Origin of the sequence: Corallococcus macrosporus DSM 14697 (genome assembly GCF_002305895.1) — a bacterium.
Classification (GTDB): domain Bacteria; phylum Myxococcota; class Myxococcia; order Myxococcales; family Myxococcaceae; genus Myxococcus; species Myxococcus macrosporus.
This window is the reverse complement of sequence record NZ_CP022203.1, coordinates 3,844,097-3,865,908: the sequence shown is the minus strand read 5'-3', so window position 1 is coordinate 3,865,908 and position 21,812 is coordinate 3,844,097. Positions and strand designations below refer to the sequence as shown.

Below are 21,812 nucleotides of genomic sequence, written 5' to 3'. Positions count from 1 at the left end.
GCGTCCCGCCGCCGGTCAACCACCCAGTGTCTCCTGGAAGAAACGGCGGAAGTTTCCGCCCATGACGCGTTCCACCCAGGACGGTGGATGGCGGCGCAACAGCGCCTCGGTGAGCAGTGGCAGCCCGGTGACGTCCCGCATGCCACGCGGCAACGGAACCATGCCGTCGTAGTCCGACCCCAGCCCCACGCCGCCCTCTCCCATGACGTCCACGGCGTGCTCGATGTGCCGGACCACGTCATCCACGGTGTCGCCGCCCAGGTAGACAGGGGCGAAGATGATGCCCACCACCCCGCCCCGGTCGGCGATGAAGCGCAGGGATTCATCCGACAGGTTGCGCCAGCCGCCCCCCGCCGCGCGAACCCCCGTGTGCGAGCAGAAGAACCGCACCGACGGGTGGCTGAAGAGGTCCTTGAGCGTGGACTCCGAGGCGTGCGCCACGTCCACGCTCAACCCCAGCCGGGCCATCTCCTCCATGACGTCCCTGCCCAGCGGCGTCAGGCCTTTGTTGCCCATCATCGGGAAGGAGGAGCCGCCCAGGTCGTTGTTGGACAGATGGGTGAGCCCCATGAAGCGCACCCCGCGCCGGTGAAGCTCCGTCAGGCGCTCCACCTGGCCTTCGATGGCGTGGCCCCCCTCCACGCCCAGCACCGCGGACAGCCGCCCCTGGGCGAGGTTGTCCTCCAGCAGGCTTCCGGTGGTGGTGATGCGCGCCGTGTCACCGGAGCGTTCGCAGAACGACGCCAGCTGCTCAATCTGCCAGAGCGCCCGGGTCCACTCGCTGGCGCGGGCCTCGCGGGGCCACCCGCGCCACGCGGCGAACACCGGGAAGCCTCCGATGAAGGGGAAGCCCCGGGTGACGATGGTGAAGCACTGCAGCTTCACCCCCGCCTCCCGCAGCCGGGGGAAGTCCACGTGGCCCTCTTCCGAGCGCTCACACAGGTCGCGGTTCCACATGAGGGAATCCGCATGGCCGTCCGCGATGCACCACCGCTGGTGGAACTCTTTCACGTCACCCATGCGCCCCAGTCTGCCCACCCGCGTGCGCGAAACAAGCACCACCGGCATCCCCAGGCCCGGCGACGTCCCCGGGCCCAGGGCGCCCGCCCCCTGCCCGCCTCAAGTCCCCGAACCGGGCGCCGAGCGAGGAGGGGGCTCCGGCCGCACGGAGTCCTCCCAACGCAGGACATCCGCCGTCTGCCGGCGGCAGCGTGCGTCCCGGCGGACCTGGGTGGCCTCCCGCTGGGCCTCATGGGGGCCGTAGGCGTAGCCCTGGCCGGCCAGCACGGCGCGCAGGGCATCCGCCAGCTCCTGGCCGGACTGGAAGCGCTCCGAGGGCTCCCGGCGCAAGAGCCTGCCCAGGATGGCGCGCATGGCCGGTGACAGCCCCTGCGTGGCGCGCTCCACGTGCGCCGGTGTCAGGCACGCCATGCGCGCGGCCATCAGGGGCGCGGGCAGCCAGCTTGGCACCTCCGACAGCAGCACCTCCGCCTCGGGCAAGGGCCCCGCGGCGATCGCGGCGCGCTCCACGTCCTCCAGGTCCAGCAGGTGCAGCCCGGTGAGGATTTCCAGCAGCACCACGCCCAGGGAGAACAGGTCCGCGCGTCCGTCCAACGGCTGGCGCGCCAGCGCTTCGGGGGAGGCATAGGCCAGGTCTCCCCGGACGACGTGGGACTCCGTGACGAGGCGCCCCGGCAGCTTCGCCCACGCCATGGCGAAGTCCGACAGCTTCACGTGCCCGCGCGCATCCAGCCGCAGGCTGCGCGGTGACACGTCCCGGTGGACGATGCCCAACGGGCGCCCCCGGGCGTCCTCCAGCGTATGGGCGTGGTGGAGCGCGTCCGCCACCTCCGCGCCCACGTAGGCGGCGAAGGCTTCCGAGAAGGGCCGGCGGCGCAAGGCCGCGTAGCTGATGAGCGTCTCCAGGGACTTGCCGTCCACGTGCTCCATCACGAGGTGGGGCAGTCCTTCGTGCACCCGCACCAGGAACACCTGCGCGATGGCCGGGTGGCTGAGGCGCATCAGCAGCTTGACCTCTTCGCGCAGGCGCGCGCGGCCATGCGCGTCCCCGGCATCCAGCAAGCGTTTGATGAGCACGAGGTCGCCGGGCACGCCCGCGTAGTGCCTGCGGGCGAGCAGCAGCTCCCCGGAGCCCCGCGCCCCGATGTAGCGGATCAGCTCATAGGCCGTGGCCCCGGTGGTGAAGAGGATGAATGGCTTCGAAGCGGGCGGCTCTGGGGGTTGAGTCGACATCGTGGGTGATGCCTCCTGGGCAGCAGCTCCTCCCCAGGGTTGGGAAGGCGTGAGAAAACCTCACGCATCCCTCCTACCACCCACGTCCGACACACCCTTCCAACCTCCCAGCACGGATTCAGGGAAAAAAGGAAACGGCCTCCGCCGAAGCAGAGGCCGTCCCTGAGCGATTCGTGAGGAGACGAACCGCTCGCTGCATCCGATGCGCCGGCGACGACTACTTCTTCTTCTGCACCGGCTGCGTCACGGTCAGCTCGCGAACCACCATGTCCTCACCCTCCTGCACATACGAGGCGCGGACCTGGGCCCCCTCCTGGATGTCGCCCAGCTCCACCGGCTGGTTGTTGTGGAGGATGCGCGTCTGGTCGTTCGTCTTCAGCTCGAGCTGCTTGTTGTTGCGGGTGTCGACGACGGTCAGCTCATCGCTGCCCGTGGAGAGCACCCGGCCGTTCACGCTGCTCGCCGCGGCCGTGGCGCCCGCCGCGCCGGAGCCACCCAGCGCCATGTCGTCATTCAGGTCCGACCGTCGATCCGCCTCGGCCTCGGCCAGGTCCTCGCGCTCGTCCTGGACGTCCTGCCGTGCGCTGGCGACCTCCTCCTCGGCCTCACGCTGAGTCCCCGCGATGTCCTCCTGGGCCTCCGTCCGCGTGCTGGCGATGTCCTCTCGCGCGTCCTGACGGATCTCCGCCGTCTCCTGCTGGGCCTCCATCCGGGCCTCGGCGACATCCTGGCGCTGCGACTCGACGTTGTCGCGCTTGCTGCAACCAGTGACCACCAGCGACATCCCGGCAACCGCAGTGACCGCCATCATGAGCTTGCGCATTTTTTCCTGCTCCTTTCACATGGGAACGGGAGAAGGTCTCCCCCTCACTCACTTGCGGCCGAGGGAGCGTTTCCCCCGGCGTTGGGCAGAAAGTGGGTGCTTGCCCCGCCCTTGCACAGGGCTTGTCCGGCGCGTGCGGAGGCCCTAGGGGCCCAAGGCGGACCACGGGGCGCATGGCCGCCTGCCTGCCCTGCCAGGGAACAAGATGTGCAAGTGCTAGATGCCGCCAGCATCCGCGCACAGCGGCGCGCCTTCACGCGCCCACCGGGCGATGCGTTCGCGCTCCTCCGTCGTCGGCAAGGGCACGCCGCTCGCCGGGGGAGGCATGTCCTGGAACACGTACGCGCGCGCCTGAATTCGCGCCGCCATCCTCGGGCGCGTAGGAGTCCAGGTGGAACGCCGTCACGCCGCTGCCGCGCGGCTCCGCGGTGTACCGGTGATGGTGCCGGGCTCACGGGCTGGCGAGCGCGTTGACAGCGCGGAGTCACCCTTGTAGTGCGTGCCCAGGTCCCCGTCGTCGCAAGGAGCCGTGAGGCCATGCAGGTCTGGGTCAACGGAGAGACGCGCGAAGTGCCCGAAGGCACCACCCTTTCGGTGCTGCTGGAGTCGCTGCAGGTGGGCGGCCCCGGCGTCGCCGTGGAAGTGAACGCGGAGGTGGTGCGCCGCGCCCGCCATCCCGAACACCAGCTCCACGCGGGGGACCGCGTGGAAATCGTCACCTTCGTCGGCGGCGGCTAGCCAGGAGTCGGCACATGAGCATCCAGGACAAGCCCTTCACCATCGCCGGAGTGACGTTCAACTCCCGGCTCATCCTCGGCACGGGGAAGTACCCCAGCCACGACATCATGAAGCGCTGCCACGAGTCCTCCGGCACGGAGATGGTGACCGTGGCCGTGCGCCGCCTGGACCTCAAGGCCACGGGCGAGGCGTCCCTGATGAACTGGATTGACCGCAACCGCCTGCGCCTGCTGCCCAACACGGCGCTCTGCTACACGGCGGATGACGCGGTCCGCACCTGCCGGCTCGCCGAGGAGCTGGGCATGAGCAAGTGGGTGAAGCTCGAGGTGCTCGGCGACGAGAAGACGCTCTACCCGGACGTCGAGGAGACGGTGAAGGCGGCCCGCATCCTGGTGAAGGAGGGCTTCACCGTGCTGCCCTACACCAGCGACGACCCCATCACCGCCCGCAAGCTGGAGGACGCGGGCTGCGCGGCCGTGATGCCGCTGGCGGCGCCCATTGGCAGCGGCCTGGGCATCCGCAACCCGCACAACATCCGCCTCATCCTGGAGACGGTGAAGGTCCCCGTCATCGTGGACGCGGGTGTGGGCACGGCCTCCGACGCGGCCATCGCCATGGAGCTGGGCGTGGAGGCGGTGCTGATGAACACCGCCATCGCCGGCGCGCAGGACCCGGTGCGCATGGCCGTGGCCATGAAGAAGGCGGTGGAGGCCGGCCGCGACGCGTACCTCGCGGGCCGCATCCCGCGGAAGGCCTACGGCTCCGCGTCCAGCCCCATCGAAGGGCTCGTTCACCACTGACGCGCGGGTGCGGACGATGACGCCTCCCCTTCCCCGGCTCATCGTCATCACCGACTGGCGCCTGCCGCCCCAGCGGCTGCGGTGGGCGCTCTCCCAGGCGCTCGACGCTGGCCCCCAGGTGGCCCTCCAGCACCGCCACCCGGAGGCCACCGGGCGCCGCTTTTTCGAAGAGGCGCGCGAGTTGGCCGCGCTGTGCCAGCAGCGGGGCAACCCGCTCTTCGTCAACGGCCGCTTCGACGTGGCGCTGCGAGTGGGCGCCCACGTCCACCTCCCCGCCCATGGCCCCACGCCGGAGGAGGTCCGGCCCCACCTCCCTTCCGGGACGTGGATCAGCGCGGCCGTGCATGACGTGTCGGAGGCCCACGCGGCCCGGGGCGCGGACCTGGCCCTGGTGAGCCCCGTCTTCTCCCCCGGCTCCAAGCCGGGTGACACGCGGCCTCCGCTGGGGCCCACGGGCTTCAGCACCCTGGCCGCGGCGCTTGGCTGCCCCGCGCTGGCGCTGGGCGGCATCACCCCGGCGCGCGCGGCCGAGCTGCCAGGCGCGGCGGGCTCCGCGGTCATCTCCTCCGTGCTGGAGGCGGATGACCCCAGGGCGGCGGCATTGAGCCTGCTGGCCGCGTGCGCGGGGCGGGCTATGCTGCGCGCCCCGTGAGCCCCATACCCGCTGCCACCGCGCTGCGCCCCCTCGCCATGGGGGAGATGATTGACCGTGCCGCCACCTTCTGGCGCGCCCACGTGAAGCCGCTCTTCCTGCTGAGCTTCGGCTTCACGCTGGTGAACTACATCGCGACCAAGGCGATGCTGATGGTGAACCAGCGCCTGGCCCCGCTGTTCTACACCGGCAACACGGAGTCGCGCGCCCAGTTGGACCCGGACGTCGTGCTCCCGCAGGCCGCCATCACCGTCGCGCTGTGGACGACCCTGTTCCTGTTCCTCCTCTGGGTGTACTGGCTGGCCACCGTCGCCACGTCCCGCTACGTGCTGACGGCCCAGTTGGGGGAGCCCGTCCGTCCGGCGGAGGCCCTGCGCCGGGGCTTCTCGCGGCTGGGCACGCTGACGGGGGTGTACCTGCTGTCGCTCGGCTGGTCCGCGCTGGTGACCCTGGCGCTCATGCTTCCGGGGTTCCTCATCGCCGTCATCGGCGTCGCGGCGGGGCTGGCCTCGGGCTCCAACACCCTGGCCGCCGTGCTGGGCGTGGTGGGCGCGCTGCTCGCGGGCCTGGGCCTGGTGGCCGCCGCGCTCTGGTACATGCTGCGCTTCCTGCTGGTGCCCCCGGTGCTGGCCATGGAGGACCTGGGCGCGTGGGAGACCTTCCGGCGCTCCGGTCAGCTCCTGTCGGGCCGCGTGGAGCCGGGCTTCCTGGGCCGGGTGATGGTGCGGGCGATGATTCTCTTCACCGTGGTGAGCCTCATCCTCATCTCCGTGCAGCTCGTCTCCGGGCTGCCCTCGTGGCTGGTGATGCTGCCCTACGGCAACCCCTTCGAGGCCGGCACCATGGCCCGCACGCCGCAGCTCCTGCTGGTGCCCGTGGAGCTCGTGCAGACGGTGGCGCAGTCCTTCTTCACGCCCATCAACTTCGTCTTCTGCGCGCTCTTCTATCTGGACATGCGCGTGCGCCGCGAAGCGCTGGACCTGGAACACCAGCTCGACACCACCGCGCCCGCGCCCTGACGCCGTTCTCCGGACTGCCCCGTGACGAGCCTGCCCATCCTCCTGCTGCTGGCCTCCCTGCCCTGCGCCGAGCGCGAGGACGTCACCCGGGACCTGCGCGAGACGGCCGAACACCGCCCGGCCGAGCTGGCCGATGGGCTCGGCACCCTCTCCGCGCGCCTGGGCGGGATGCCGCTGCCGCCCGCGCGCCCGGATGACGCCGCGCCCGAGCGCGCGGCGCAGGTCGCCCGCTTCCTGAAGGAGGCGTGTGAGGTCCAGGCGCTGGCGAACAGCCCCAGCGCCGTCACCCCGCCGCCCACCGAGCCCGAGCGCCTGGAGGCCATCCTCGACCGGCCGGAGTTCTCTCGCGCGCGAGAGCGGCACGGGGATGCGTTGAAGCGGCTGATGCGGGAGGTGACGGCGTGGCTGGAGGGCCTCTTCGAATCGAGGGAGGCCCAGGGCTTCGCGGTGGCCACGCGCGCGGTGATGCTCGGGCTGGCGCTCGCGCTCGTCCTGTGGGGCGTGCTCCGGCTCGGCGCGCGGCGCGGGCGCAAGGCGGTCCAGGGCCCCGCTGCCGCCGCCGTGGACGCCGCGCCCCTGGTGCTGGACTCCCCCGCGGAGCACCTGCGCAGGGCCCGCGCCGCGCTCCCCTCCGACGCGCGCGAGGCCATCCGGGAAGGCCTGCTGAGCCTGCTGTCCGCATTGGAAGAACAGCGGCTGGCCCGGCCGGACCGCGTCCGGACGAACCGGGAGCTGGCGGCGGAGCTGCCGGGCCGGGGCGCCTCCGCCCCGCTCGTGCGTGAGGTGGAGCGGCTGATGGGTTGGTACGACAGGACCTTCTATTCGCTCGCGCCCGTGGCCACGGAGGAGGCGGCCCGCTTCGTCACGGAGGTCGAAACGCTGAACGGGACCCTGGGCGCGGAGGGCGCACGGTGAGGAGCACGCGGGCCGTTGCCTTCTTCGGTGTGCTCATCGTCCTGGCGCTGGCCGTGGGCCTGTCCACGCGCACGGAAGCGCCCGACTCGCCCGTGCCCACCGTGGAGAACACGGCGCCGCAGGGGGCTCGCGCGCTCTACCTGTACCTGCGCGAGGGCGGCCGGGCCGTGGACACGCAGCTCGCGCCGCTTGAGGCGATTGCGTCCAGCACGCGCACGGTGGTGCTCGCGGCCCCCGAGGGCCGGCCGGTGACGGACGAGGAAGTCACCGAGTTGGAGCGCTTCGTCACCGAGGGCGGAACGCTGGTGTACCTGTCCCCCCGCGAGCTGGGACAGCACCAGGCCGCGCTCGAGGAGTGGCTGTACCTGGAGTCCGGCTTGATGATGCCCGCGAGCAGCCGGGGCCTGGACTCGACGCTGTCCGACGTGGGCGGGACGACCGCGGACGTGTGGCTGCCCGTGGGGCCCCTGCACGGGCTCTCCCGGCTTCGCGTCTCCCAGGACCGGGGCCTGCGCATGGGCCATGACGACGCCGTGCCCGTCGCGGGCCTGGGCGGTTCGGTGGCGGTGTGGCGGTGGCCCGTGGGCAAGGGCGAGGTGTACGTGCTCGCGGGCGCGGACCTGTTGGAGAACCGGCGCCTGGAGCTGCTGGACAACCTGCGCTTCTGGGAGGCGCTGGCGGCCCGGGGCCCGCTGCTGTTCGACGAGTACCACCATCAGCTCGCGCCGCCGCCGCCCTTCTCCCGCGGCATCTGGGTCTTCGTGGCGCAGGTGCTGGCGGTGGGGCTGCTCTACGTCGTGTCGCGCGGCACCCGCTTCGGCGCGCCCCGCCCGCTGCGCGAGGAGCGCCACCGGTCCGCCCTGGAGTACGTGCGCAGCATGGGCTGGCTCATGCGCCGCGCGAAGGTGGAGCAGGAGCTGCTGCCGGAGCTGGACCAGTCACTCCGCCAGCGGATGCAGGAGCGGCTGGGCATTCCCCTGAGCCTGTCGGACGCGGACGCCGCGCGCCTGCTGGAGCAGGACGGAGGCGTCCCCGCCACGGAGTACCTGGAGGCGAAGGCGGACCTCACGCGCACGCACGCGCAGCCCACCGTGGCGCCGGCGGACTACGCGCGGGTGGCCCGCCGCTACGCCCACCTGGAGCGGGCGCTGGCGGGCCGGGAGACGCGCGCCTGACGGGACGGGCCGTCAGAGCGACTTGCCGTCCGCCATCAGCGCGGCGCCCACGTGGTGGCGGATTTCATCCACGCGCGCGTCCCAGCTCTCGCTGAAGATGCGCTCGGCGCGCTCGCGGCTGGGGCCGGGCTTGTCCGCCAGGCACTCATCCACCTTGCGCACGAAGTCCTCGGTGTCCTTGGCGATCTTGCACAGCCCCACCTTGCGGACCTCCGGCAGGTCCGTGGACACCACGGGCAGGCCGGACGCCAGGTACTCACGCACCTTGAGCGGGTTGGCGTTGAGCGTCAGCTCGCTCACCTTGAACGGCATCAGCGCCACGTCGAACGCCTTGCTGTAGCCCGGCAGGTCCGCGTACGGCTTGCGGCCCAGCATGTGGATGTTCGGCTCGGCCCGAAGCGCGGAGTCGTCGCAGTCCGGCGTCGTCTTGCCGATGATGACCACCGAGCCCTCCGGGTGCGCGCGGGCCGTGGCGATGAGGGCCTCCTGGTCCACCCAGTCCGCCACCAGCCCGAAGAAGCCGATGATGGGCTTGGGCAGCCGGGCGATGTCCGCGGGAATCACCGTGGCAGGCTCACACGCCTTCACGAAGTGGCTGAAGTCGGTGCCATGGCGCACCAGCACCGTGCGCGGATTGACGCGGGCCTTGTTCTCCCGCAGGCGCTCCGCGGAGGTGATGCAGAGGTCGGCGCGCTTGAGCAGCCGCTCCTCCAGCTCCGCGATGTGCCGGCCGTTGGTGTCGCTGAAGGCGGAGAACTCGTCCACGCAGTGGTAGATGACGAACTCCTCGCCCAGCGTCCCGGACACCGGCGCGGACGCGGGCAGGAAGCTCCAGGAGATGGGCTTGTCGAAGCCCAGCTTCTTCATCGCCCGCAGCACCTGGAGCCGGAGCAACCGCCGGTTGGCGCCGCGCACCAGCTCCGAGCCATAGAAGGGAATGGCCAGCGGCGACAGCACGTGGAGGTTGGGCTCCACCTCGCGGACGCCCTCGGTGAAGCGGCCCAGCTTGTCGAAGATGCGCTTCACGTCGTGCGCGTTGGCCTTCGGCGCGCGGTTGCCGATGCTGTTCACCCAGAGGATGCGGTTCTCCCGGGAGAGAATCCGCATGATGTGGACCTTGGACAGCGGGTCCCCATCCCAGTCATTGGAGAACACCACCAGGTCCCGCCCGCGCAGCGCCCTCCGCGCGAGGTCCAGCTCATCACTGCGCCGCATGTCTCGTCTCCCCCAGGTCTGAACCTTGTTCGTGTGACGCCATCAATCCGTTGTTGGAGGACAGCTCCGCGTACAGCGAGAGCAGCTCCGGCCCCGCATCCACCTGGGGCACATGCAGGGGCCCTGCCGCCACGGCCTCCCGAATCACCCGCGCCAGGTCCGCCGCGTCCCCCGCGGCGAACACCCGCGTGGGCTCCGGCCGGACGCAGACGTCGCTGGCCACGCAGGGCACGCCCAACGTCAGCGCCTCGCGCACGGAGATGGAGTCCCCGTCATGCGTGGTGGGCCGCACGAAGGCGTCGCTGCGCGCGATGAGCCCCAGCGCCGCGGGGTGCTCCAGCTCGCCCAGCACCTCCAGGTGGCCCGCCACGCGCGCCTCGCGGACGTCGCGGATGAACGCCTCTGAGTCCAGCCCCGGCCCGAAGAGCGCCAGCCCCACGTCCGGCCACGTCCGCGCCAGCTCGCGCAGGGCGCGGAACATCAGCGCGCGTCCGTAGACGGGCGAGGGATGATGCGCCATGGACAGCAGAATCCGCCGCCGTGAGCGCGCGGCTTCCACCTCGGCTGGCACGGGGCCCGGCCGCACCTGCGAGGCGCAGAAGGCCGGCAGCACCTCGACCTTCTGCGCTGGCACGCCGCACGCCACCAGCGCCAACTTCACCGCGGTGGACACGGCCATCACCCGCGCGTAGCCCGCCAGCGCCACGCGCGCGAAGCGCCGCCGCGTGGCCGACGCGGCGAGGTAGTCCGGCAGCAGCCCGGAGTGCAGGGTGATGACCCGGGGGGACTTCGGCCCGGGCAGGCCGCCCACCACGCCCGCCAGCACCCAGGACTTCGGGTTGTTGCCGCTGGTGTGGACGTGCACCGTCCACCCCGAGGCAAGGTGCCGCGCGAGCCGCAGGGCGAACGGAGCGGCGCCACGCGCCGGGATGACGTCCGGAGCCGGCCGGCCACCCTTCCCGATATCGAGCACCTTCACGTCGACCCCGCGGCCGCGCAGGAAGCCATGAAGCTGTTGAACATGGACCGCGACGCCGCCATGCGGCGGCGGGTAGTCCCCGACGAGGAGCACGCGCATCGATGTGGCTCCAGGGGGGCTACTGGCGCAGCGTGGAGGACGTTGGCACCGACACCAGCGGCACGCGGGGCGGAAGCTGCCCCATCTCCCGCTGGTAGCTGGCGAGCGGATCCGGATCCTGCCGGATGACCCGCGCCGGCACGCCGGCCACCACCGCGCCCGGGGCCACGTCCTTCACCACCACGGCGTTGGCCCCGATGACGGCGAAGTCACCGATGTGGATGTTGCCCAGCACCTTCGCGCCCGCGCCCATGCGCACGTAGTCACCGATGACGGGAGCGCCCTCGATGCCCGAGCGCCCGCCAATGGTCACCTGCTGGGAGATGAGGCAGTGGCGGCCAATCCTGGCGGCCCTGTGGATGACCACGCCAATGCCGCCGTAGCCCAGCTGCGTCCCTTCCCCAATCTCCGCGTCCTCGGGGATGTACGAGCTGTGTAGATAGTAGATGGCCTTGCGCAGCACGGCTGGCAGCAGGGGCACGCCCCGCTTCTTCAGCCCGTGCGCGAGCCGGTAGAACGTCATCGCGTCGACACCCATCACGCCTCCCAACCCCCTTGTTCCGACCCGAACCAAACTAGGTACCACCCCGCGGGGAGGGAAGTGCCCTTCCCTAACCCGCCCTGCGCGCCCGCAGCCCCGCGATCAGGCTGAGCGGCCGCACGCCCGTGAAGTGCAGCACCACCAGGTACCCGGTGAAGAACAGCGCCCCGGCCACCGCCAGCGGCAGCACGCGCCACAGGAAGCCCGTGGGCAGGTGCGCCCAGGCCCCGTGCGCCCCGGCCCGGAGGACGAACACCGCCGCCGCCGCCGCGCACGCCGCCAGCGTCGCCTTGCCCAGCGACTGCCAGGGAATCACGTCCGCCACGCCCAGCTTCCGCTCCGGAGTGGACAGCGCCGCGGGCACCCGGGCCAGCAGCATGGCCTTGCCCACCACCTCCGCCACCGCCCACGAGCCGATGCCGCCCATGAGCCCGAAGTGCTTCACGCCCAGCCACACCAGCGGCACCGTCACCGCCGCCTTCACCGCGTAGGACGCGAAGATGGCCCGCGTCTGGCCCCGGGCGCGCAGCGTCCCGTCCATGGGCAGGATGGACAGCACCACGCCCAGCACGCTGATGCGGAACACCGGCACCGCGGGCAGGAACTTCTCGCCGAACATCGCCCCGATGAACTCCGGCGCCGCCGCGAAGAGGAACGCGGCGAAGGGCAGGAAGAAGTAGGCCAGCTTCCCGGCCGCTTCCCGGAAGGCCTCCACGCCCTCCTCCAGGCGGCCCTCGCGCTCCAGCTCGCCCAGGCGCACCATCAGCACCTCGCTGGTGGGCGTGTAGAGCAGGTCCACCACGGGAAGCTGGAAGCAGCCCACGCGGTACAACGCGTACAGCGCCGGCGCCACCGCGCCCGCCACCGCGTACAGGTGCGCGTTCTGCTGCGGAATGGCCAGCAGCATGGCCGCGCCAAAGGGCGCCGCGTACGTGAGCTGCTCGCGGAAGCGCTGGCCGTCCACCAGCGGACCGGTGGCGCCGCGCAGCGACACCGCCCACGTCGCCAGGTAGCGCAGGCCCGCGAAGGCCGCCACCGCCAGCATCATCCCGTAGAGCGACGCGCCCAGCAGCGGCGGCACCACCATGACGGAGGCCCGCACCGCGTCCGACACCAGGTAGACGCACGCGGACGCCTTGGTGCGGCCCTGCGAGGTGAGCGACACCTCCAGCGGGAAGCTCCCCAGCAGGAAGGCGGTGTACGCGGCCAGCGGCAGGCGGTACTCGGCCAGCGCCGGGTTGGAGAACCAGCCCGCCACGTACCCGAGCAGCGCCCACACGGCCGCGGCGCCCACCAGGCCCATGGCGGACATGAACAGCAGCGTCTGCCCCAGGAACGGCCGCTTCGCGTCCGCGCGGGGCAGGAAGTAGTAGAGGCTCTGCACCACGCCGAACGGCAGGACGTAGTAGAGCGTCGTGGCGATGAGGAAGAGCTGGTAGTACGTCCCGTAGTCGTCCAGGTCCAGCACCCGGGCGAGCACGAGGGGAATGGACAGCGTCAGCCCGGCGGTGAACAGCCGGGCCAACACCAAGGGGCCGGCGCGCCCGAGGAACGAGCCCCCGGACGCGGCCGACGTGGAACTTCCGCTCACGGAGCCTCCTGGATGTTCGTGGGGGTCTCCGGCCCCACCACGATTTCATTGCTGTTCAACGACGTGGGGCTCGCCCGCACCGGGGCACTGCTCACCTGGTTTCCCCCGGCGGGGCCGCTGATGAAATGGGGGCGCTTCCCCGGCACCGGGCTGCTCATGCCCAGCACCCCGAAGCAGTCATCCAACTGGCAGCCGGTGAGGGACGACGAGTAGTCCCCGAGCAGGCCCAGGCTGAAGTTCTCCCACAGCACCTTGCGCTTGAGGGTGAAGGGGTCCCCGCCAATGCGGTTGGGCATGTCCTCCGTGGTGACGCCGGAGCGGAAGCCGTTGGCCGACAGCACGCGGATGACCTCGTCCGAGTACCAGCCGTTGCAGTAGGCGAAGTCCTTCACGGTGATGCCCACCTCGCGCTCGATGGCGCGCTTGGACTCCAGGATTTCGCGCTCCACCACCTCCTGGGGCTCCAGCGTCAGCACCGTGTGGCCCAGCGTGTGCGCGCCGAACTCGAAGCCGTCGCGCGCCATGCGGCGCACCTCGTCCCAGTTCATGACGTCGCCCTGCTCCGGCAGCAGGTCCGCGCCGCCCCCGAGCTGCTGCTCCAGCGCGTCGATGATCTCCGTCAGCACGCGCGTGGGGTGCTCGCCGATGAAGTCGTCCAGCGACGCCGACACCGTCTTCTGCCCGGAGAGGATGGGCCCCAAAAGCTGCAGCGCGGGCGCGGGCAGCGAGTCGTAGAGCGGCTTGAAGCGGCGCTCCTGCACCCGGCGCAGCAGGTGGAAGAGCCGGTCGTGGTTGAAGCGCTTGTCGGTGTTGATGAACGCCGTGGGCAGATAGGTGATGGCCGGCACGCCCATCTGCTTCAGCACGGGATAGGCGTAGCGGTAGACGTCGCGGTAGCCGTCGTCGAACGTCACCACGCACAGGTCCTTCTTCGCCACCCGGCGGCCGTTCATCACGTCCACCGCGTCACCGATGGAGGCCAGCTCGAAGCCCGCCGCGTGCGCCTCCTCCAGGTGACGGCGGAAGGTCTCCTGGGAGATGAGCAGGCCGGGAATCGAGCGCTGCAGCTCCCCGGTGAAGTCGCTCACCACGCGGTGGTAGCTGACGATGAGGATGCGCCTCCCACCCGACTGGGAGCGCCGGTACGCGGCCATTGCCCGCCGCATCCCGCTGTAGTGGATCATCCCCGCCGCCGCCGCCTTGACCGCCCTTCGCAATACCTTGCCCGTCGCCATTCACGCCCTCCGCGCGGATCAGCACCGTCCGCCTCGCATGCCCGCGCACCGTTGCAGGGGAGGTGCCAGGAGGTTGGGCACCCCAGGCCGGGCAGTCGAGAGGGCCGTCCGTCCGCACGGCTCGCATGGCGAGCAGTGGACGTTCCCCTCCGTGGAACCCCGGAGGCCCCCGGCGGGCACCTGCGACCACATGGGTGGAAAACCTTTCCCCCTGACAGGCCCGCTCCTTCCTCCTCCAGGCCGCCACCCCGGGTTTCACTGGTGGACGTTCTGGTTTCCGGATACGAACGGCACCGCCGATGCCTCCCCTCTCCGCCGCCCCCGCGCTCGCCCTGCATGACGTCAGCAAGCGCTATGGGCGCCGGTGGGCCCTGGCGCGTCTGACCTACGCGCTCCCCGCCGGACGCTCGCTGCTGCTCACCGGCCACAACGGCTCCGGAAAGACGACGCTGCTGCGCCTCCTGGCCACCGCCCTGAGCCCCACGGCGGGCCGGGTGGAGGTGCTGGGGCGCGACGCCGTGGTGGAGCGCGACGCGGTGCGCCGCGACGTGGCCCTGCTGTCGCACGCCAGCTTCCTCTACGAGGACCTCACCGCGCACCAGAACCTCGTGGTGCTGGCCCGGCTGCTGGGGCTGCCCTCGCCCGGGGACGCCACCGACACGGTGCTGAACCGGGTGGGCCTCCACCGCCGCTCCGACAGCCCCATCCGCAGCTTCAGCGCCGGCATGCGCAAGCGGCTGGCGATTGGCCGCCTGCTGCTCAAGGCGCCGTCCATCGCCCTGCTCGACGAGCCCTTCGGCGAGCTGGACCCCGCGGGCATCCGCGACATGGAGGGCATCATCGCGGAGCTCAAGGCCGGCGGCGTCACCGTCATCCTCGCCACCCACCTCATCGAGCAGGGCCTGACGCTGTGTGAAGAGCGCCTTCACCTCCAGGAAGGCCGGGCGGTGGCGGCATGAGCGCTCCGCGTCCCCGCCCCATTGGCCTGCTGGCGGCCACCTTCGCCCTGCTGCGCAAGGACCTGCTCATCGAGTGGCGCACCCGCGCGCGCCTCAACGCCATCATCTTCTTCGCGCTCGCCACGCTGCTGATGTTCTCCTTCGCGCTGGGGCCGGACACCCGGCTGCTGGAGAAGAACGCGGGCGGCTACTTCTGGCTGGCCATCCTCTTCTCCAGCGTGCTCGCCCTGGGAGAGACGTTCCGCGTCGAGTCGGAGAACGCCTGCCTGGACGGCATCCGCCTGGCCCCCGCCGACGCCCGCGCCATCTTCCTGTCCAAGGCCCTGGGCAACGCCCTGCTGCTGACGGCCCTGGGCGCGCTGCTGGTGCCCGTGATGGTGGCCCTGTATGGGGTGCGCATCGTCACCAGCGTGGCGGACCTGGGGCTCATCCTCCTGCTCGGCTGCCTGGCGCTGAGCGCCCCCGGTACGGTCTACGCCGCGATTTCGAGCAATGCCCGGGCACGGGACGTGCTCCTGCCTTTGCTATTGTTCCCGCTCGTCATCCCGGCCCTGCTCTCCGCGGCCAAGGCGACCACGCTCGTACTCCAAGGAGACCCCATGAATCAGTTTGGCTCATGGCTGGGGCTTTTGGGCGGATTCAATCTGATTTATTGGGGCGTAGGCTTCTTGCTGTTCCCGCGGATCATCGAGGACTGACGGATGGGAAAGTTCATCAAGTGGGGTCTGCCGGCGCTGGCGCTGGTCGTTCTCGCCGCGGGGTGGTGGCTCGGCCTGGCCTGGGCGCCACCGGACCGTGAGATGGGCGACGTGCAGCGCATCATGTACGTGCACGTGCCGCTCCAGTGGGTGGCCATGGTGGCCATGGCCGTCAACTTCGTGGCGGCCATCACCTACCTCATGAAGGCGAGCTGGAAGCTGGACGCCACCGCCGAGGCCGCCGCCGAGGTCGGCCTGGTGCTGGGCACCGCGGGCATGATTACGGGCGCCATCTGGGGCCGGCCGACCTGGGGCGTCTACTGGTCGTGGGATCCGCGCCTCACCTCGCAGGCCATCATGCTGGTGACGTACACCGGCTACCTGGTGCTGCGGCGCTTCGTGGAGGACCCGGAGAAGCGCGCCACCTGGAGCGCGGTGGTGGCCATCATCGGCGCCATCAACCTGCCCATCGTCTGGTTCTCCGTGCGGTGGTGGCGTAGCCTGCACCAGGTGCAGTCCACGCCGAAGACGGTGGACCCGGAGATGACGCTGGCCCTGCGCGTGTCGGCCTTCGGCATGCTGTTCCTCACCATCTGGTTCCTGGTGCAGCGCTACCGCCAGGCCCTGGCCGAGCGCCAGGCGGAGGTCGCCCTTCCGGACGCGCTGCCACAGGACCTCTCCGCCGCGGGCGGCGCCAGCTCCTCGAGGGTGGCCTGAACATGATGACGCTTTCCACGCAGATGCTCTTCATCCTCGCGGCGGCGCCCGGCCAGGTGGGCAGCGGCCGCATCGTCGGCGGCTGGGGCTATGTCTGGGCCTGCTACGCCATTACAGTCGCCATGCTGGTTCTCTACGCCGTGTCTCTCTGGGTTCGTCGGCCCAAGGCCCCCACCGACGCCAAGGAGTGATTCGCCATGTCTCCTGTCGCGCGAAACCGTCTGATTGCCCTGGGGGCCCTGCTCGTCGCGGGCGCCGGCCTGGGGTTCGTGGCCTTCGGCAACATCGGGGAGAACCTCGTCTACTACTGGAGCCCGTCGGAGATGCTGGGCCAGGGCTCCAAGGCGTACTCGGCCACCATCCGCCTGGGCGGCGTGGTGGAGCCGGGCAGCATCCAGTGGAACGCCGAGCACACCACCCTGCACTTCCGCGTGGCGGATGACGCCAAGGAAGGCGCGCCCAGCGTGCTGGTGCGCTCCACGGAGACGCCGCCGCAGATGTTCCGCGACAAGATTGGCGTCGTGGTGGAGGGCACCTACGACAAGTCCGGCGTCTTCAGCTCCAACCGGCTGATGGTGAACCACTCCAACGAGTACCGCGCCCCCAAGGAGGGTGAGGACCCCGGCAAGTGGCAGGAGACGCTCTCCGACGCCACCACGGCGGTGGGTGCGAAGTGAACGGAACCGTGGGTTACGGCCTGGTGCTCGGGGGGCTCGCGTTCGCGGCCTTCGGCGCGCTCGTGGGCCTGGTGAGCGGCCTGCGCCGCAGTGACGCGGGCTTCCCGTGGGTGATGCGCGCGGTGTGGGGCTTCGCCGCGTGCATGATTGGCTCCAACCTGGTGATGGTCCACGCGCTCGTCACGCACGACTTCAGCGTGCGCTACGTGGCGCAGGTGGGCAGCCGGGCCACGCCGCTGGTCTACACCGTCGTCTCGCTGTGGAGCGCCCTGGAGGGGTCCATCCTCTTCTGGGGGCTCATCATGGGCGGCTACATCGCCGCCTTCGCGTACATCCACCGCAAGGAGCACGCGCGCTACATGCAGCTCGCGCTGGGCACCATGCTGGCGGTGGGCGTCTTCTTCGCCTTCCTCATCGCGGGCCCGGCCAACCCCTGGGGCGCGGTGTCCCCGGTGCCGGCGGACGGCCCCGGCCCCAACCCGCTGCTGCAGAACCATGTCCTGATGGTCATCCACCCGCCCATGCTGTACCTGGGCTACGTGGGCATGACGGTGCCCTTCGGCGTCGCGGTGGCGGGCCTGCTGCGCGGCGAGATTGGCGAGGCGTGGATGGCGCCCCTGCGGCGCTGGACGCTGGTGGCGTGGCTCTTCCTGTCCATTGGCATCATCCTGGGCGCCTGGTGGGCCTACGCTGTGCTGGGCTGGGGCGGCTACTGGGCGTGGGACCCGGTGGAGAACGCGTCCTTCCTGCCCTGGCTGACGGCCACGGCGTTCATGCACTCCACCATGGTGCAGGAGCGCAAGCGGATGCTGAAGCTGTGGACGCTCAGCCTCGCGCTCGCGTCCTTCGTGCTCACCATCCTGGGCACGTTCATGACGCGCTCGGGCATCTTCAACTCGGTGCACTCCTTCACCCAGTCGGACATCGGGCCCACCTTCCTGGTGTTCCTCGGCGTCCTGCTGGTGCTGTGCGTGGGCCTGCTGGCGGTGCGCGGCCCCCTCCTGGTCCCGGAGGGCACGCTGGCCTCGCCGCTGTCGCGCGAGTCGAGCATCCTGGTGAACAACCTGGTGTTCGTGGCCATCACCTTCACGGTGCTGCTGGGCACGCTGTACCCGCTCATCTCCGAGGCGGTGCGCGGCGTGCGCGTCAGCGTGGGTGAGCCGTACTTCAACAAGATGGCAGTGCCGGGCGGCATCGCGGTGCTCTTCCTGATGGGCGTGGGCCCGGTGCTCCCCTGGGGCAAGCCGGATCCGGCCACGCTGCGCCGGCAGTTCATCATCCCCGCCGTGGTGGGGCTGGTGGTGACGGCGGTGTGCTTCGCGGTGGGCCTGCGCGGCGTGTACCCGCTGATGACCTTCGGGCTGGCGGGCTTCGTCACCGTCGTCACCCTGCGGGAGCTGGTGGCGCCGGTGCGGGTGCGCATGTCGGAGCGCAAGGAGGGCTTCGTCACCGCGCTCACGACGAGCGCGCTCAAGGCCCAGCGCCGCTTCGGCGGCTACGTGGTGCACCTGGGCATCGTGCTCATCATCGTCGCCGTGGCGGCGTCCTCCGCGTACGTGGAGCACACCTCCGGCACGCTGAAGAAGGGGCAGGTCATCGAGCTGGGCGGCTACCAGATGAAGTACCTGGGGCTGGTCAGCGGCGAGGAGGCCCACCGCACCTACGTGGCGGCGCGCGTGGAGGTGACGTCCCCCGGCGGCAAGGTGTCCGAGCTGAAGCCGCGCCTCAACTACTACGAGCGCAGCACGGACCCCATCGGCACCCCCGGCGTGCGCGAGACGCCGGCCGAGGACCTCTACATGTCGCTGATGGCCTTCTCCGAGCAGGCCGGCACGGCGAGCTTCAACGTCTGGGTCTTCCCGCTCGTCGGATGGATCTGGTGGAGCATCCCGCTGCTGGTGCTGGGCACCCTCATCGCGCTGTGGCCGCGCCGCAAGGCGGCCGTGGCCATGGCGGGCGCGCCGGCGGTGGGCGCGTCCCCGCTGACGGGTGGTGACGCCGAGCGAGGGGCCGCCTGATGAAGGGCTGGCGCTACACGCTGGGCTTCGTCGTCCTCTGCGCGGGGCTGCTGTTCGTGCTCTTCAAGGGCTTCGGGCGCAACCCGCACGAGGTCCCCTTCATGATGAAGGGCAAGCCGGCCCCGGACTTCGGGCTGCGCGCATTGGACAGCGGGGAGCTGGTGAGCCTGGCGGACCTCAAGGGCCGGCCGGTGGTCATCAACTTCTGGGCGTCCTGGTGCGGGCCGTGCCGCGTCGAGCACCCCGTGCTGGAGTGGGGCGCCCGCCAGTACGGCTCGCAGGCGGTGTTCCTGGGCGTGGTGTTCCAGGACACCGACGACAACGCGCGCGGCTTCCTCCAGCAGTACGGGGCCAGCTTCCCGCAGCTCGTGGACCCGCGCTCGCGGATGGCGCTGGATTACGGCGTGGCGGGCGTGCCGGAGACGTACTTCATCGACCCCAACGGCGTCATCCGGGGCAAGCACGTGGGCCCCATCGACCCGCAGACGCTGGCCCTGCGCATCCAGGAGCTGGCCACGCCCTCCGCCCCCGCCGAGGCCGCACGGAATTAGTCCCTGTCGTTCCAACGAGGTGGCGGTATGCGGTGCCCGGAGTGTGGTGAAGACTCCAATGCCCGGTTGAGGTACTGCGAGAACTGCGGCGCGACGATGCCCGAGCCGCCCAGGGGAACGGGCGCCCGGGCCGCGCTCCGGCCCTCGCGCCCCCAACGCGACCTGTCGCAGCCCGCCTACGCGGCGGACATCCTGGACGAGGCGGAGGAGCACGCGCAGCCCTACGCGGGCCGTGACGCCCCCGAGATCCCGCCCGAGGACCAGACGGACCCGGGCCAGTCCGCCCCGCCCTACGACGGGCCGAAGTGGCTGGCGCACGTGCCGGCCCACTCACCCACGGTGCTGGGCGTCATCGGGGTGGGCTGCGCCGTCATCCTCTCCACCCTGCTCTCCTCCTCCGGCCCGGGCCTGCTCGGGGCGCTGCTGGCGGTGGTGAGCGGCGCGGTGCTCGTCGCGCGGGAGCTGCGCGCGGCGGAGCAGTCACCGGGCTTCACCGAGCGGATGCCCGCGGTGCTGATGACGCCGGAGGCCGCCGCCACCGCCACCGCGGTGATGGTGGCGCTGGCGCTGCGCTCGCTCAGCCTGGGCGTGCTCCCGCTGCTGATGGTGGCCGGCGTGGGCCTGGTGGCGCATGACCAATACCGCAAGGTCATCGCGGGCGAGGACGGCGTGGGCGCGTACTTCGACCCCCGCCAGCTCCTGGTCATGCCGCGGCTCGTGGGCCTGGGTGGCGTGGTGGTGTGCCTCCTGGCGCTCTTCGCGCCCTGGGGCACGGCGACGCTGGACGTGGGCGGCATCCCGGCCAACGCGCCCATCCCCCAGGGCCCGCCCGAGCTCCGCGTCATCGCCACGCAGCGGCCCACGGACGACATCCTCTACAGCTACGGCGGCGGCGTCACCCACCTGCGGGGCTGGGACCTGCCGGCGTCCGTGGTGGTGGAGCTGGCGCTGCTGGCCGTGCTCGCCCTGCTGGCGCTGCGCCCGGAGGTGGAGCGTCCATCCTGGACGCGCTACCTGCCCGTGGGCGCGGTGGCCCTGGCGCTGGGCTTCGCGGGGCTGAACATGCGCCTGCTCCCCGGGCCCTTCGCCTTCGTCTTCGGCCTGGGCGCGGTGGGCTTCCTCGCGGTGCAGCACCTGCGCGCGGAGCGCGCCGCCGAGCTGCCCGCGCGGCAGTACGACGACGCCGAGGAGGAAACCGAAGAGGCGGGCTGAGCCCGCTCAGCCCGCGTAGGGCACGGGCGCCACGCCCCGGACCCCGGGGTCCAGCTCGAAGAGCCCGCCCGCCAGGGGCTGGGCCTCGACCTCCGCGGCGCCGAGGCCGACACGCCCGGTGGTGACGAAGAGCCGGTCCAACCGCTCACCACCGAAGGCGACGCTGGTCGTCTTCGACACGGGCAGCCGGTATTCGGCGAGCCAGTCTCCCGTGGGGGAGAAGCGGCGCACGCAGCCTCCAGCGTAGAAGGCAATCCACAGCCCCCCCTCCGCGTCCACCGTCATGCCGTCGGGGAAGCCGTGGGCCTCCTCGAAGCGGAGGAACTCGCGGCGGCGGGAGGCCGTGCCGTCCGGGGCCAGGTCGAAGGCGTAGGTGACGCGCCGGGGCGAGTCATTCACGTAGAGGGTCCGCCCGTCCGGGCTGAAGGCCGGGCCGTTCGTCACGGTGTAGCCCTCATCGATTCGGGCCAGGTGCCCCTGGGCGTCGAAGCGGTAGAGGGCGCCCGTGGGCGCCTTCTCGTCGTCATCCATGGTGCCCACCCAGAAGCGCCCCTCCGCGTCCACCTTCCCGTCATTGCAGCGGTTGTGGGGACGCTGGGGCTCTGGGTCGAGCATCCGCTCCAGGCGCCCGGTCCGGGGCTCATAGAAGGCCAGGCCCTGCTCCGTCCCCGCGATGAAGCCTCCGCTCCGCCTGGGCGCCAGCGAGGCGATGCGCAAGGGCGTGTCCCACGTCGCCTGGGCACCCCCGCCGAGCTCCAGCCGGTGCACCTTGCGGCCCGGAATGTCGAGCCAGTACAGCGCGCCCTCCGCGGCCATCCAGAAGGGGCCCTCGCCGAGCGTGGCCCGTGCGGGCCAGAGGCACTTCGCTTCATCATGCCGGGCGACATCGGTGGTGCGCATTCGCGGCTCCTCCATGAAAACGAGCGACAACGGCCGCGGTGAAGA

At 71.2% G+C, this 21,812-nt stretch carries 24 protein-coding genes; 14 read left to right on the top strand and 10 right to left on the bottom strand.

The features are described 5' to 3' along the window. Positions 1-15 precede the first annotated feature (15 nt). The 4 genes from MYMAC_RS16280 to MYMAC_RS16265 all read right to left on the bottom strand — a co-directional run bounded on the left by MYMAC_RS16280 (position 16) and on the right by MYMAC_RS16265 (position 3,445). Complete coding sequence (locus MYMAC_RS16280; RefSeq protein ID WP_095958750.1) at positions 16-1,020, bottom strand: dipeptidase; 1,005 nt, start codon at positions 1,018-1,020, stop codon at positions 16-18. A 99-nt stretch (positions 1,021-1,119) separates the two neighbouring features. Next, on the bottom strand, positions 1,120-2,253 hold the full coding sequence (locus MYMAC_RS16275) for a serine/threonine-protein kinase (RefSeq protein ID WP_095958749.1): 1,134 nt from the start codon (positions 2,251-2,253) through the stop codon (positions 1,120-1,122). Positions 2,254-2,470: 217 nt separating this feature from the next. Beyond that, positions 2,471-3,076, bottom strand: coding sequence for a hypothetical protein (locus MYMAC_RS16270; protein ID WP_095958748.1), 606 nt, complete (start codon positions 3,074-3,076; stop codon positions 2,471-2,473). 216 nt (positions 3,077-3,292) lie between these two features. Continuing rightward, positions 3,293-3,445, bottom strand: a complete 153-nt coding sequence (locus tag MYMAC_RS16265) for a hypothetical protein (protein ID WP_013939847.1) — start codon at positions 3,443-3,445, stop codon at positions 3,293-3,295. Positions 3,446-3,613: 168 nt separating this feature from the next. Here MYMAC_RS16265 and thiS point away from each other — a divergent pair, with 168 nt between their 5' ends. From thiS to MYMAC_RS16235, 6 genes are read left to right on the top strand one after another with little or no spacing between them, the layout of a single operon-like run. Then, positions 3,614-3,814 carry a sulfur carrier protein ThiS gene (gene thiS, locus MYMAC_RS16260; protein ID WP_013939846.1) on the top strand — a complete coding sequence of 67 codons (201 nt, stop codon included), beginning with the start codon at positions 3,614-3,616 and terminating at the stop codon, positions 3,812-3,814. A gap of 14 nt (positions 3,815-3,828) precedes the next feature. Then, entirely contained in the window at positions 3,829-4,614 is a 786-nt protein-coding gene (locus MYMAC_RS16255; RefSeq protein ID WP_013939845.1) for a thiazole synthase, read from the top strand. 16 nt (positions 4,615-4,630) lie between these two features. Then, a complete protein-coding gene (locus tag MYMAC_RS16250; protein WP_095958747.1) occupies positions 4,631-5,266 on the top strand; it encodes a thiamine phosphate synthase in 636 nt (211 codons plus the stop codon). A 47-nt stretch (positions 5,267-5,313) separates the two neighbouring features. Continuing rightward, the gene (locus MYMAC_RS16245) at positions 5,314-6,285 is read left to right on the top strand and encodes a hypothetical protein (protein WP_239989564.1); all 972 of its coding nucleotides are present in this window, start codon (positions 5,314-5,316) and stop codon (positions 6,283-6,285) included. A 21-nt stretch (positions 6,286-6,306) separates the two neighbouring features. Then, positions 6,307-7,200 carry a DUF4129 domain-containing protein gene (locus tag MYMAC_RS16240; protein ID WP_095958746.1) on the top strand — a complete coding sequence of 298 codons (894 nt, stop codon included), beginning with the start codon at positions 6,307-6,309 and terminating at the stop codon, positions 7,198-7,200. Further along, positions 7,197-8,375, top strand: coding sequence for a DUF4350 domain-containing protein (locus MYMAC_RS16235; RefSeq protein WP_095958745.1), 1,179 nt, complete (start codon positions 7,197-7,199; stop codon positions 8,373-8,375). Before MYMAC_RS16240 ends, MYMAC_RS16235 begins: the two co-directional genes overlap by 4 nt. A gap of 12 nt (positions 8,376-8,387) precedes the next feature. Here MYMAC_RS16235 and exoP read toward each other — a convergent pair whose 3' ends face one another. The 5 genes from exoP to exoL form a co-directional block, all read right to left on the bottom strand. Further along, complete coding sequence (gene exoP, locus MYMAC_RS16230) at positions 8,388-9,590, bottom strand: spore coat polysaccharide biosynthesis glycosyltransferase ExoP (RefSeq protein ID WP_095958744.1); 1,203 nt, start codon at positions 9,588-9,590, stop codon at positions 8,388-8,390. Beyond that, positions 9,577-10,668 carry a spore coat polysaccharide biosynthesis glycosyltransferase ExoO gene (exoO, locus tag MYMAC_RS16225; RefSeq protein WP_095958743.1) on the bottom strand — a complete coding sequence of 364 codons (1,092 nt, stop codon included), beginning with the start codon at positions 10,666-10,668 and terminating at the stop codon, positions 9,577-9,579. The genes exoP and exoO overlap by 14 nt, the downstream gene beginning before the upstream one ends. Before the next feature lie 19 nt (positions 10,669-10,687). Further along, on the bottom strand, positions 10,688-11,206 hold the full coding sequence (locus tag MYMAC_RS16220; RefSeq protein WP_043711099.1) for a serine O-acetyltransferase: 519 nt from the start codon (positions 11,204-11,206) through the stop codon (positions 10,688-10,690). 73 nt (positions 11,207-11,279) lie between these two features. After that, positions 11,280-12,800, bottom strand: a complete 1,521-nt coding sequence (gene exoM, locus MYMAC_RS16215) for a spore coat polysaccharide flippase ExoM (protein ID WP_013939837.1) — start codon at positions 12,798-12,800, stop codon at positions 11,280-11,282. Next, positions 12,797-13,954, bottom strand: a complete 1,158-nt coding sequence (gene exoL, locus MYMAC_RS16210; protein ID WP_013939836.1) for a spore coat polysaccharide deacetylase ExoL — start codon at positions 13,952-13,954, stop codon at positions 12,797-12,799. Before exoL ends, exoM begins: the two co-directional genes overlap by 4 nt. A 380-nt stretch (positions 13,955-14,334) precedes the next feature. On the opposite strand from exoL, the gene ccmA reads away from it, so the two are divergent. From ccmA to MYMAC_RS16170, 8 genes are read left to right on the top strand one after another with little or no spacing between them, the layout of a single operon-like run. Further along, the gene (gene ccmA, locus MYMAC_RS16205; protein ID WP_095958742.1) at positions 14,335-14,994 is read left to right on the top strand and encodes a heme ABC exporter ATP-binding protein CcmA; all 660 of its coding nucleotides are present in this window, start codon (positions 14,335-14,337) and stop codon (positions 14,992-14,994) included. Continuing rightward, positions 14,991-15,692 (top strand): heme exporter protein CcmB, encoded by a 702-nt coding sequence (locus MYMAC_RS16200; RefSeq protein ID WP_013939834.1) that lies wholly within the window; start codon positions 14,991-14,993, stop codon positions 15,690-15,692. Before ccmA ends, MYMAC_RS16200 begins: the two co-directional genes overlap by 4 nt. 3 nt (positions 15,693-15,695) lie before the next feature. Beyond that, on the top strand, positions 15,696-16,409 hold the full coding sequence (gene ccsA, locus MYMAC_RS16195; RefSeq protein WP_013939833.1) for a cytochrome c biogenesis protein CcsA: 714 nt from the start codon (positions 15,696-15,698) through the stop codon (positions 16,407-16,409). 2 nt (positions 16,410-16,411) lie between these two features. After that, positions 16,412-16,600, top strand: a complete 189-nt coding sequence (locus MYMAC_RS16190) for a heme exporter protein CcmD (RefSeq protein WP_013939832.1) — start codon at positions 16,412-16,414, stop codon at positions 16,598-16,600. Between the two features lie 6 nt (positions 16,601-16,606). Next, complete coding sequence (locus tag MYMAC_RS16185; protein ID WP_013939831.1) at positions 16,607-17,086, top strand: cytochrome c maturation protein CcmE; 480 nt, start codon at positions 16,607-16,609, stop codon at positions 17,084-17,086. Beyond that, positions 17,083-19,104, top strand: coding sequence for a heme lyase CcmF/NrfE family subunit (locus MYMAC_RS16180; protein ID WP_095958741.1), 2,022 nt, complete (start codon positions 17,083-17,085; stop codon positions 19,102-19,104). Before MYMAC_RS16185 ends, MYMAC_RS16180 begins: the two co-directional genes overlap by 4 nt. Continuing rightward, positions 19,104-19,655, top strand: a complete 552-nt coding sequence (locus tag MYMAC_RS16175; protein WP_095958740.1) for a TlpA family protein disulfide reductase — start codon at positions 19,104-19,106, stop codon at positions 19,653-19,655. The genes MYMAC_RS16180 and MYMAC_RS16175 overlap by 1 nt, the downstream gene beginning before the upstream one ends. A gap of 27 nt (positions 19,656-19,682) precedes the next feature. Further along, positions 19,683-20,867 carry a zinc ribbon domain-containing protein gene (locus MYMAC_RS16170; protein ID WP_095958739.1) on the top strand — a complete coding sequence of 395 codons (1,185 nt, stop codon included), beginning with the start codon at positions 19,683-19,685 and terminating at the stop codon, positions 20,865-20,867. 6 nt (positions 20,868-20,873) lie between these two features. On the opposite strand, the gene MYMAC_RS16165 is transcribed toward MYMAC_RS16170, so the two are convergent. Continuing rightward, positions 20,874-21,767 (bottom strand): SMP-30/gluconolactonase/LRE family protein, encoded by an 894-nt coding sequence (locus tag MYMAC_RS16165; RefSeq protein ID WP_095958738.1) that lies wholly within the window; start codon positions 21,765-21,767, stop codon positions 20,874-20,876. Positions 21,768-21,812 lie beyond the last annotated feature (45 nt).

What these genes read in the sequence shown, in the direction of transcription:
- MYMAC_RS16280 (WP_095958750.1), bottom strand. Translation starts at nt 1,020, where the DNA reads ATGGGTGACGTGAAAGAGTTCCACCAGCGGTGGTGCATCGCGGACGGC.
- MYMAC_RS16275 (WP_095958749.1), bottom strand. Translation starts at nt 2,253, where the DNA reads ATGTCGACTCAACCCCCAGAGCCGCCCGCTTCGAAGCCATTCATCCTC.
- MYMAC_RS16270 (WP_095958748.1), bottom strand. Translation starts at nt 3,076, where the DNA reads ATGCGCAAGCTCATGATGGCGGTCACTGCGGTTGCCGGGATGTCGCTG.
- MYMAC_RS16265 (WP_013939847.1), bottom strand. Translation starts at nt 3,445, where the DNA reads ATGGCGGCGCGAATTCAGGCGCGCGCGTACGTGTTCCAGGACATGCCT.
- thiS (WP_013939846.1), top strand. Translation starts at nt 3,614, where the DNA reads ATGCAGGTCTGGGTCAACGGAGAGACGCGCGAAGTGCCCGAAGGCACC.
- MYMAC_RS16255 (WP_013939845.1), top strand. Translation starts at nt 3,829, where the DNA reads ATGAGCATCCAGGACAAGCCCTTCACCATCGCCGGAGTGACGTTCAAC.
- MYMAC_RS16250 (WP_095958747.1), top strand. Translation starts at nt 4,631, where the DNA reads ATGACGCCTCCCCTTCCCCGGCTCATCGTCATCACCGACTGGCGCCTG.
- MYMAC_RS16245 (WP_239989564.1), top strand. Translation starts at nt 5,314, where the DNA reads ATGATTGACCGTGCCGCCACCTTCTGGCGCGCCCACGTGAAGCCGCTC.
- exoP (WP_095958744.1), bottom strand. Translation starts at nt 9,590, where the DNA reads ATGCGGCGCAGTGATGAGCTGGACCTCGCGCGGAGGGCGCTGCGCGGG.
- exoO (WP_095958743.1), bottom strand. Translation starts at nt 10,668, where the DNA reads ATGCGCGTGCTCCTCGTCGGGGACTACCCGCCGCCGCATGGCGGCGTC.
- MYMAC_RS16220 (WP_043711099.1), bottom strand. Translation starts at nt 11,206, where the DNA reads ATGGGTGTCGACGCGATGACGTTCTACCGGCTCGCGCACGGGCTGAAG.
- exoL (WP_013939836.1), bottom strand. Translation starts at nt 13,954, where the DNA reads ATGGCCGCGTACCGGCGCTCCCAGTCGGGTGGGAGGCGCATCCTCATC.
- ccmA (WP_095958742.1), top strand. Translation starts at nt 14,335, where the DNA reads ATGCCTCCCCTCTCCGCCGCCCCCGCGCTCGCCCTGCATGACGTCAGC.
- MYMAC_RS16200 (WP_013939834.1), top strand. Translation starts at nt 14,991, where the DNA reads ATGAGCGCTCCGCGTCCCCGCCCCATTGGCCTGCTGGCGGCCACCTTC.
- ccsA (WP_013939833.1), top strand. Translation starts at nt 15,696, where the DNA reads ATGGGAAAGTTCATCAAGTGGGGTCTGCCGGCGCTGGCGCTGGTCGTT.
- MYMAC_RS16190 (WP_013939832.1), top strand. Translation starts at nt 16,412, where the DNA reads ATGATGACGCTTTCCACGCAGATGCTCTTCATCCTCGCGGCGGCGCCC.
- MYMAC_RS16185 (WP_013939831.1), top strand. Translation starts at nt 16,607, where the DNA reads ATGTCTCCTGTCGCGCGAAACCGTCTGATTGCCCTGGGGGCCCTGCTC.
- MYMAC_RS16175 (WP_095958740.1), top strand. Translation starts at nt 19,104, where the DNA reads ATGAAGGGCTGGCGCTACACGCTGGGCTTCGTCGTCCTCTGCGCGGGG.
- MYMAC_RS16170 (WP_095958739.1), top strand. Translation starts at nt 19,683, where the DNA reads ATGCGGTGCCCGGAGTGTGGTGAAGACTCCAATGCCCGGTTGAGGTAC.
- MYMAC_RS16165 (WP_095958738.1), bottom strand. Translation starts at nt 21,767, where the DNA reads ATGCGCACCACCGATGTCGCCCGGCATGATGAAGCGAAGTGCCTCTGG.